Annotated in this window: 8 protein-coding genes; 2 read left to right on the top strand and 6 right to left on the bottom strand. The window is 34.6% G+C overall.

The genetic code is table 11. The features are described from left to right. Window positions 1-249: 249 nt before the first annotated feature. Together ENL20_07760 and ENL20_07755 are read left to right on the top strand one after the other, a co-directional pair. Window positions 250-471, top strand: a complete 222-nt coding sequence (locus ENL20_07760; protein ID HHE38456.1) for a type II toxin-antitoxin system HicB family antitoxin — start codon at window positions 250-252, stop codon at window positions 469-471. Further along, window positions 464-685, top strand: a complete 222-nt coding sequence (locus tag ENL20_07755; GenBank protein ID HHE38455.1) for an addiction module toxin, HicA family — start codon at window positions 464-466, stop codon at window positions 683-685. Before ENL20_07760 ends, ENL20_07755 begins: the two co-directional genes overlap by 8 nt. Window positions 686-795: 110 nt before the next feature. Here the strand turns inward: ENL20_07755 and ENL20_07750 are convergent, their stop codons facing one another. The 6 genes from ENL20_07750 to ENL20_07725 form a co-directional block, all read right to left on the bottom strand. Further along, window positions 796-2,130 (bottom strand): sigma-54-dependent Fis family transcriptional regulator, encoded by a 1,335-nt coding sequence (locus tag ENL20_07750; GenBank protein HHE38454.1) that lies wholly within the window; start codon window positions 2,128-2,130, stop codon window positions 796-798. Window positions 2,131-2,506: 376 nt separating this feature from the next. Continuing rightward, window positions 2,507-3,658: a HAMP domain-containing histidine kinase gene (locus ENL20_07745; protein HHE38453.1), complete on the bottom strand. Its 1,152-nt coding sequence runs from the start codon at window positions 3,656-3,658 to the stop codon at window positions 2,507-2,509. After that, complete coding sequence (locus tag ENL20_07740; GenBank protein HHE38452.1) at window positions 3,648-4,196, bottom strand: hypothetical protein; 549 nt, start codon at window positions 4,194-4,196, stop codon at window positions 3,648-3,650. Before ENL20_07740 ends, ENL20_07745 begins: the two co-directional genes overlap by 11 nt. A 277-nt stretch (window positions 4,197-4,473) precedes the next feature. After that, window positions 4,474-5,754: a PDZ domain-containing protein gene (locus ENL20_07735; GenBank protein HHE38451.1), complete on the bottom strand. Its 1,281-nt coding sequence runs from the start codon at window positions 5,752-5,754 to the stop codon at window positions 4,474-4,476. 14 nt (window positions 5,755-5,768) lie between these two features. Further along, complete coding sequence (locus tag ENL20_07730; protein ID HHE38450.1) at window positions 5,769-6,284, bottom strand: hypothetical protein; 516 nt, start codon at window positions 6,282-6,284, stop codon at window positions 5,769-5,771. Window positions 6,285-6,469: 185 nt separating this feature from the next. Further along, window positions 6,470-7,247, bottom strand: a 778-nt coding sequence (locus tag ENL20_07725) for a TraB/GumN family protein (protein HHE38449.1), incomplete at its 5' end; no start/stop codon positions are given.

Genomic DNA, 7,247 nt, shown 5'->3' with positions numbered 1-7,247 from the left:
GTAAGCATTCCCAAATAGGGATTTGGGAACGAGGTGGATCGGTTGAATTAGTGGAATTAGGAGAAAATCGGACTCGACTTCATCGCGCAGCATGGAGTTGAGTTTGGTTGAATAAGAAGAATAATCCCGATTGTCTTGCCGAAACTTTAATGAAAGCAGATCCATTAGGGGGTGGAATTGTTCTTGACAGATAAAAGAGATATTTTCCATTTCCCATCGATAATGATCTAACAAAAAGCAGGAGTAATTATGATGAGACATATGAGTGTTTTGATCGAAAGGGAAGGAGACGGATATGTGTCTCTCTGCCCGGAACTCGATATAGCCAGCCAGGGAGATACCGTCGAAGAGGCAAAAGAAAATCTTCGAGAAGCTTTGGAATTATTTTTTGAAACAGCTTCACAACGGGAGATCGGTAATAGATTGCATAATGAAGTATTTATAACAAGCCTGGATGTTGCAGTTGGGTAAATTAAAAATCCTTTCCGGACAGGAAGTTTGCTTGATATTAATGAAACATGGTTTTCTAGAAGTTAGAAGGAGAGGGAGCCATATTATAATGCAGAAGAAAACAGCACAAAGTACAATTACTGTCCCTGTTCCAGCTCATAAAGAACTACGGTTAGGGACTTTATTATCAATAATCAGACAATCCAGGATAGGGCGTTCAGTATTCGAACAGTAGTTTCTCTCTCCGCCACTTTAATCATATTCCCTCCGATTGAATTACATCTCACAATTCCTTCCCATAGTATATATCCAGCACCACGAAACCTAATAAAGAAACAAAAACTTCTAAATCCCCAACTCCTTAACCTTCCTCGATAAATTACTGACCTGCAAGCCGAGAACTTCCGCAGTTCTGGATAAGTTGCCTTGCTGTATCTTCAGTTGAGTGGATAAATATCTGGTCTCAAATTCTCTTTTTTTATCTTTATAAAGTATGGTTTGATTCCAGAAATCTATATCTTTGGAAATATTATAAAGTTCGAGGACATCGTTTTTTTCTATATCTTCTTTTTCTATTAGAATATATATCCGTTCGATCAGGTTTTTCAATTCCCGAACATTACCTTTGAATTTCCATGATTGTAATTCGGAAATTGTTTCAGGAAGAAAATTCTTGATCTTGATCTTCAATTCATTGGCATAATGTTTGGAAAAATACTCGATCAAAACCGGGATATCTTCAGGATGCTGGCGTAGGGAAGGGGTTTCAATGGGAATAACATTCAAGCGATAATAAAGGTCTTGTCTGAAACTTCCCTGTTCTACCAGTTCTTCCAGGTTTTTATGAGTGGCAGCAATAATCCTCGTATTTATTTTCTGGGTTTTATTTCCTCCGACTCTTTCAAATTCACCTTCCTGGATAACCCGCAGAATTTTTGCCTGGGCATTCAGGTTCATATCTCCAATTTCATCGAGAAAGAGGGTTCCTCTGTCTGCCTGTTCGATCTTGCCATTCTTACTGCGATGAGCTCCGGTAAAAGCACCTTTCTCAAAACCGAAGAGTTCGCTTTCCACCAGTTCATTGGGAATGGCAGCAGAATTGAATTTAACAAAAGGTTTGTTATTTCTCTTACTTTGATTATGAATGGCATAAGCGACCAGTTCTTTGCCGGTCCCGCTTTCTCCACGAATCAGGATTTTTGCTTCGCTGGGAGCTACTTTCCTGATCATCTCCCGCAAATCCTGAATTGCTTTTCCATCTCCGATAATTTTATATCTTTCATCTACTGATTGTCTTAGTCTTTGATAGTCCTGTGAAATTAATTTGAATTCGATCGCTTTTTTGATCGTGTGTTTAATATTGGTCAGGCTCAGAGGTTTTTCCAGAAAATCGAATGCTCCTAATTTTATAGATTTTACAGCTTCCTGGATACCGCTGTGTCCGGAGATCATAATGACAATTATTTCTTTATTGATCTTCACGATCCTTTCCAGAACTTCTAGACCATTCATATCTTCCAACCTGACATCGAGCAGAATTACATCAGGAAGCAATGTATCGACCAGTTTTAAACCGGTTCTGGCATCGAGAGCATAACTGCAATTATATCCTTCATCTTCAAGGATATTTTTTAAAGTTATGCAGATGTTCATTTCATCGTCGATTATTAATATCTTCATTATAACTCCAATTTGATTAAACCTTGAAAAAGTTTATAAGTGTTTTCTTCTTGCTTAATTTTTTCAACGGTTTTCATGCAAATCTCATTATCTACAAACTTTCCGAATCTTATTGTTTAAGAAATCCTTTAGGGGAAGCTTCGGAAAGTACAGCATTCTTAACCGTTGAAAAGGCTTATTTGAAAGAATTTCTCTGGATGAAGCCGTTTTCAAGGTTTTCAATTTTTCAACAAATAAATTCAAGTTCATAAAACTTACCAAGTTTTTGAAACTTGGTAAGTTTTATTCAGTTTTTCTCATCCTTTTCAGTTTATTTCAATGAATTTTTCCGATTTCGAGTCTTCGCCCATGGTCAGATTACAATCTGACGCCTTCCTTACGACTCGAATGATTTACACTTTATCTCAAATGTTGTCCCTTTTTTCAATTCGCTTATAACATTTATTTCTGCCAGATTCAAATCGATAAGTTTCATTACCAGCGCTAAGCCAAGCCCAATTCCTTTTTTCTTTTTTGAGAAGTACGGTTCAAAGATCTTCTTAAGATTTTCTTCTGAAATTCCAATTCCATTATCCGTTATCTTTATAATAATTTTTCCTGCTTTTTGTTCTATTTCTATTTTAATAATTTCATCAGGTGGAGAAACATCGATCGCATTTTGCAGGATATTTGTGATTATTTGATAGAAATGAACAGGATCGAATTTGATCTTACAATCTTTATTCCCTGATAATACAATTTTATATTTATGCAGATAAGGTTTGATGATCTCTTCGATAGATGAAAAGGGATTAAAAACCGAAAATTCAGGTTCTGTTTTCTTAGCAAAATTGGAAAAGGATTTAGCTAAATTGTGAAGATTATTGATTTCCTGGTTAATGATCTGAACAGATTCAGGGAAAATTTCTTTGAATTTCTTGGTTTCGTATTTCTCCTCCAGTCTCTGGATGGAAAGCTGGATCGGAGTCAGCGGATTTTTTATTTCATGAGCAAGGATCCGGGAAAATTCTTTCCAGATCATTTCCTTTTCCGCATTTAATAATTTACTTTGAATATTATCCAATTCCATGGACATGCTGTTAAAGGATTGTTTCAGTTCTTTGATCTCTTTGATTCCATTTTCAGGAAGGTGAACAGAGAAATCTCCTTCCTTGATCTTAGCAGTAGCAAGTTGTAATTCCTTTAACGGTCTGGTTATTTTATAAAAAATAATAATAAAAATAAAAATTGAAGCGATCATCAGGATAAAAAGAACAACTGCTGAATAAATTTGAGCTTCGTTTTGAATCATTTTGGTTCTGGCAACAGTCTCATTAAAATCTGTTAATAGTTTCATTGCTTTTGTTGTATCTGTTTCTGTTTGAAAATTCAAAGCTGAAAACTGCTGGTCAAATTCCAGGTTTTTAAAGGAATCTTTGGTAATATTCTGTTTGTTGACAAAAAAAGCGTTGATCACGATCAAACTTGTTAAATACAAGCACAGGAATAAAACAATAACGCTGGCACGGATTCCGGGTCTAAAATTCATTTTCTTTGATCAAAACTGTCTTTTTTATCTTTGGTTTTTTAAAATTCCAGAGCATCATCAGATCGTAGTTTTTACCGGAATCGTCGAGTTGTATCTTGGGGAGATAAGATGTTATTGAAACGATCATTTCAGCACTCCTTCTTCCTGAATAACTGTACTCTACTTTTGAGATCAGGTTTCTTAAATCTACAATATTATCTGTCTTCGATTCTTCATCTGTTTCCTGTATATAAACAGAATAGTATTGTTTCAGCGGATCAAACAGAACCGAATGTTTAAAGGTTTCTGTAAATGGTTCTCTTCCCTGAATCCGGATATGAACATCAAAAAAAATATCGATCTGTTTTCCTGATTTGAATACGGATTCAAAATCGTTTTCAAATGCTTCAACTAATTGTGTTTTAAACACAATATTTTTTTGAAAGATCAAAGATACAAGTTCAGAAAAAGCGGCATTATTTCCTTCATAAGATGAGAGAAGCATCATACTTAATGAAATCACTCCGGAAACGACCTTACTTAATAAAGACTGAAACATTCTCTCCCCCGAAAAAATGAAAAATCTTATTATGTTTTTTCATCTTAGAAGATATGCAACAAGTTGAAAAAACAATCATCAGTAGTTCCAAGTTGTGTAACTTGACTTATCCGGTAGTTACCGGATGGATTAAGTTTAAATATTTCATCAGATCAGAATACATAGCTCAATATTGATAAAGCTAACCTGAATCAAGTTTTCATATTCTAACATCTACAAAAAAACTCTGGTAAAAAATTACCTTTACCAGAGTTTTTTTTGATAAATTAGCTGTCAATTAAAATCCAAACCAGGGACCGACAACGAGAGTAATTCCATCCATATCTAATTTCGGCTCATTTTCAACCTTAACAGATTCACCGTTCCAAACACCTTTCCAGCCTTTGGCAGAATAGCTCTTCATATATCCTGCTTCTGCTCGCAAAGATAACCAATCAAGAATTCTATACATCAACATGAACTTTGGTTGGAACAGCATATAATCATTATTCATTTTCAAGGTACTGACATAATCGTAATAATTGTCCATTTGATCATTAAGATCGCCACCAAAATCAAAGTTATCCAGATCCTGATTTTTATCATACTGTTGTATTTTGTACTGGGTGTTTCCCCAACCGAGCATCATTCCAAAAGAGCCGACTATTTTTTTGGAGAGAGCGAATCTTTTATCGAGAGTTACACCACCATAGCTGATCTTATATTCTGCAGTTCTGGAAACTGTCTTAGTAACTTCCTGGTTTTCAACATAATGCGTCCAGTCATGCTTTGTTGTTTCTTTATTGCTGTAACCAGCTCCCATTCCACCTATGAACCATCCTTTTCCAACATTTCCCTGGCCACCACCGCCGTGCATCAGAAATCCTTTTTCAGGAAAAGTTTCTGTCTGGAATTCGAGCTCAGCCAGCATCAAATTAAATTCTTCAAAATCAGGCATGAACCAGATCGGATACCAGCCTCCTCCTCCGTGTCCGACAGAAAGTCTTTTCTTCTTCTTAATTTTTTCTTCTTCTTTTTTAACAGTTTCGGGTTTATCGACCAATTCACCTTTTTCATTGATGATCTTGTTTCGGGCTCCGAACATAAAATCTATAACTTTCTGTTGACCGTCTCTGAAAATGGTCAATTTTACTTTATCTCCAACATAATGAGCATCTATAAGTTTACCAAATTTAGATTTATCTAAAACTTTGTCATCATCGATCTTCATCAGAATATCTTCTTCGAGAAGTCTATAATATTTGGCAGGAGAATTTTTTACAATACCGGTCAATAAAATCCCATAGAATTGGTTATAACCAAGTTCCCTGGCTTTTTTCATTGTCAGATCCTCATAATAAACTCCCATAAAAGGTTTAGTATAATAATCTTCACCTTTTAAATTCAAGTCAACTGTAATTCCAGTTTCCTTTTCGACTTCTTTCATTGCCTCTTGTACTTCTTTCATAGCTTCATCAACTTCTTTCTGAATTTCTTCAGAATCAACAGTTGTCTGGGAATAAAGCAAAAAGCTTCCCAAAATAATGACAACCACTAAAAGTAACGATTTCTTTTTCATCACTCCTCCTTCAATTATTTTATTTTGTATGTAGTTAAAGAACCTGCAACATTCTTGATAACTATTTTTCCTTCATTAGTAGTTACATCACCGATATAGACTTTATCCGGAACTTTTATTACATAGTTCACAATCACACCCGGATCGTCAGAATGATTTCTGGTATTGATCGTCAGACCTTTCTCCACATTGATATTGATGTGAACTTTTTCTAATTCGCAACAACTTTTATTTGTTTTTTTGATCGCATAAACTTCCAGATAATTCTTATCCCAACCTGTTATTTTTATCGAACCATTCGTATTATGAACATTGATCGCGGTTTCATCAAGAATATCGACGGTTTGTTTGAATCTTTCCGTTTTTGTATTGATATAATTTGCTGATAATGATCTTTTATTGAGAATATCATTGTTAGTGTTTTTTATATTCCTGAATGATGTTTGACGATAATTGTTCAAATTTGAACCTGTTAAACTAAAGCTGCAGAGAACAATAAAAATTATTAAAACAAATTTTAATGTTTTCATGATTTCCTCCTTTGATTTTCAATTCCAAGATTTGCAATTACTATGCCAATCAAATGAAGAAATTGTAACTCCCTGCACTTCAACACATTATGGAAAACATAGAAAAGATCGAACAGAAATTAATTATGAAAATGATAATTCCGATTTTGTTTATATTATCATTAATATAATGATGACTTTTTCTATTATAACTGCCTAATTGTGTATCCTTTTTCCTTTAATATCTCAATTATTCCATCTTCTCCAATTAGATGTCCGGAACCAACAACAATGAAGAATTTTTTATCTGTTGTCAGAAATTCCTCTATCTTCAAAGACATTTCGATATTTCTTTCCCGGAATAATTTGTCATAGAGAGGTTTGAGATCAGGATTTTTGTTCATCTCCCGGATGATTATTTTTTCCAATCCCTTCTCATCTCCATTTTGCCAGGTTGTAACCAGAGTATCGAGAGTTGTCTCAAAATCAGAATAACTTTCGATCGTATCCATTAAAAACATTTCCTGGATTTCAGGAGAGAAACCGGAAAGCAGTTCTATCTGATATTCAGCACTTTCCAGTTCAATGATTGTTTTTTTCAATTTATCAGCATAATCGAGGAAAAACATATCTATCCCATTTTGGGGATCATACCCGATTTTAAGAAGTTCCGCTGAAGCGATCACTGTTGCCAGAAACCAGGGTTTGGAAGTCTTGAATAATTCGATATCGAGTTCCAGGTTTTTTAATTTCTTTTCCAGTATTTTATTATTTTCGGGTGAGATGTGATTAGATATAGAATCACCAACAGGATAAATCCCATTTTTTTGAGTTAATTCCATTATCTTATTTTGATTTATTTTGGTCAAGTCTGCTTCGACAACCAGAGCATCACAATTCTCGAATGTATTCATTATAGTGTTTGGTAATGGATAAATGTCCTGCTTAACTGCATGGATCGAACCAAAAAGATAAACTTTATTT

It is taken from the genome of Candidatus Cloacimonadota bacterium (assembly GCA_011372345.1).
In the GTDB taxonomy this organism is placed as follows: domain Bacteria; phylum Cloacimonadota; class Cloacimonadia; order Cloacimonadales; family TCS61; genus DRTC01.
Note: the sequence above shows the minus strand (reverse complement) of the source record. Positions and strands in the feature narration are given on the sequence as shown.

What these genes read in the sequence shown, in the direction of transcription:
- ENL20_07760 (HHE38456.1), top strand. Translation starts at nt 250, where the DNA reads ATGATGAGACATATGAGTGTTTTGATCGAAAGGGAAGGAGACGGATAT.
- ENL20_07730 (HHE38450.1), bottom strand. Translation starts at nt 6,284, where the DNA reads ATGAAAACATTAAAATTTGTTTTAATAATTTTTATTGTTCTCTGCAGC.
- ENL20_07735 (HHE38451.1), bottom strand. Translation starts at nt 5,754, where the DNA reads ATGAAAAAGAAATCGTTACTTTTAGTGGTTGTCATTATTTTGGGAAGC.
- ENL20_07745 (HHE38453.1), bottom strand. Translation starts at nt 3,658, where the DNA reads ATGAATTTTAGACCCGGAATCCGTGCCAGCGTTATTGTTTTATTCCTG.
- ENL20_07750 (HHE38454.1), bottom strand. Translation starts at nt 2,130, where the DNA reads ATGAAGATATTAATAATCGACGATGAAATGAACATCTGCATAACTTTA.
- ENL20_07740 (HHE38452.1), bottom strand. Translation starts at nt 4,196, where the DNA reads ATGTTTCAGTCTTTATTAAGTAAGGTCGTTTCCGGAGTGATTTCATTA.